The sequence below is a fragment of the Kribbella sp. NPDC050124 genome (genome assembly GCF_044460355.1).
In the GTDB taxonomy this organism is placed as follows: domain Bacteria; phylum Actinomycetota; class Actinomycetes; order Propionibacteriales; family Kribbellaceae; genus Kribbella.
In genome coordinates this window covers 1-1,396 of record NZ_JBITJU010000077.1, presented here as the reverse complement: position 1 = coordinate 1,396, position 1,396 = coordinate 1, and the positions used below count along the sequence as shown (strand labels likewise).

1 protein-coding gene is annotated in these 1,396 nt (G+C 66.4%); it reads right to left on the bottom strand.

Annotated elements, in window-relative coordinates:
• Positions 1 to 1,235 (bottom strand): IS701 family transposase (locus ACIBL3_RS47275; RefSeq protein WP_396360624.1); only part of this gene is annotated, 1,235 nt, incomplete at its 3' end.
• Positions 1,236 to 1,396: the final 161 nt, after the last annotated feature.

Genomic DNA, 1,396 nt, shown 5'->3' with positions numbered 1-1,396 from the left:
GCGAGTTGGACCGCCTGACGGTGGAAGTGGCAATCGCGGGCGCGGGCTTGGTGGCGGCGTCGCCAGCGGGACCAGTGCAGCAGGTGCCGGATGCCGTGTTGGGTGTGGTTGATGATGCGGGTGAACAGGTGGCGGATCTCGTTGGCTGTGATAGCGATCAGGCCTGGTGGTGAAGGGGTTTCGGCTCGTGCAGTGGCAGTCATCACGGCGAGGAACGCGTGCGCGAGCATGGCGAGGATGGTCCAGCGGTGCCATGAGGTCCAGCGGCGGACCTGGTGCTCGTCCAGGCCGGCGAGTCCCTTGCCTGCCTGGAAAGACTCCTCGATCGTCCATCGGCGCCCGGCCACCGTGACCAGCCTCGCCAGCGGCACCGGAGTGGGTGTGTAGCAGCGGTAGAACGCGAGTTCACCGGTGCTGATCGAGCGGCGGATCAGCAATGCCTGATCGCCCGCGGCCTCGGCCGGGATGTCGATCAGAGCCCAGTCGTACCAGCGGTGGCCCTTCGCGCCGATGCCCGCGCTGAACCGGTTCCAGGCCCGCGCCGGAAGCCGTCGAGCCAGAGTCTCGGCCGAGTGTTTGCCGGCTCCGGTGATGATCTGGTGATCGCAGGCCACCGCCAGCACATAGCCGATCGCTCGTTCCTGCAAAGCGATCCGCAGCTTGGAGTCCGCGCCGTAGACCTCGTCGCCGGCCACCCACCCCGCCGGGACACCGGCATCCAGCGCACGAGTGATCATCTCCCGCGCAAGCGCGGGCTTGGTCGCGAACTTCACCTCGTCGGGAACCCCGGCGGCACGGCACCTGTCAGCATCCGTGGTCCATGACTTCGGTAGATACAAAGCTCTGTCGATGAACGCATGCCCACCCGTGGCGGCGTAGACGAGGTAGACACCGACCTGCGCGTTCTCGATCCGGCCCGCGGTCCCGGTGTACTGCCGCTGCACCCCAACGGTATGGACGCCCTTCTTCAGATCACCGGTCTCATCCACCACCAGCACCGCGCCCGGGTCACCGAGATGATCCACAACGTAGCCACGCAGGTCATCACGCACCACGTCAGCGTCCCAGACCGCACGAGACAACAAGTTCTGCATACCGTCCGGACTCGTCTCGCCAGCATGCTCGGCGATCGTCCAGCAGTTGGTCCGTGGTAACCCCGCCACCAGTCCCAACAGAAACCGCCCGACCCGCCGGCGCGGCTCGACCCGCGTAAACCGCGACCCGATCCGCCCCACCAGCTCATCGAAACCACGCCGCCAGCGATCAGGGTCTACGCTATGGCACGCAGCCACCGCGCGACCGTCTTGAGTCCACACAACCCGAGATCATCAACCGGTGGCTGCGCTACGTCCGGGACCGCCACACCGCCAGATCACGAACTACGGCTGGAGTACTA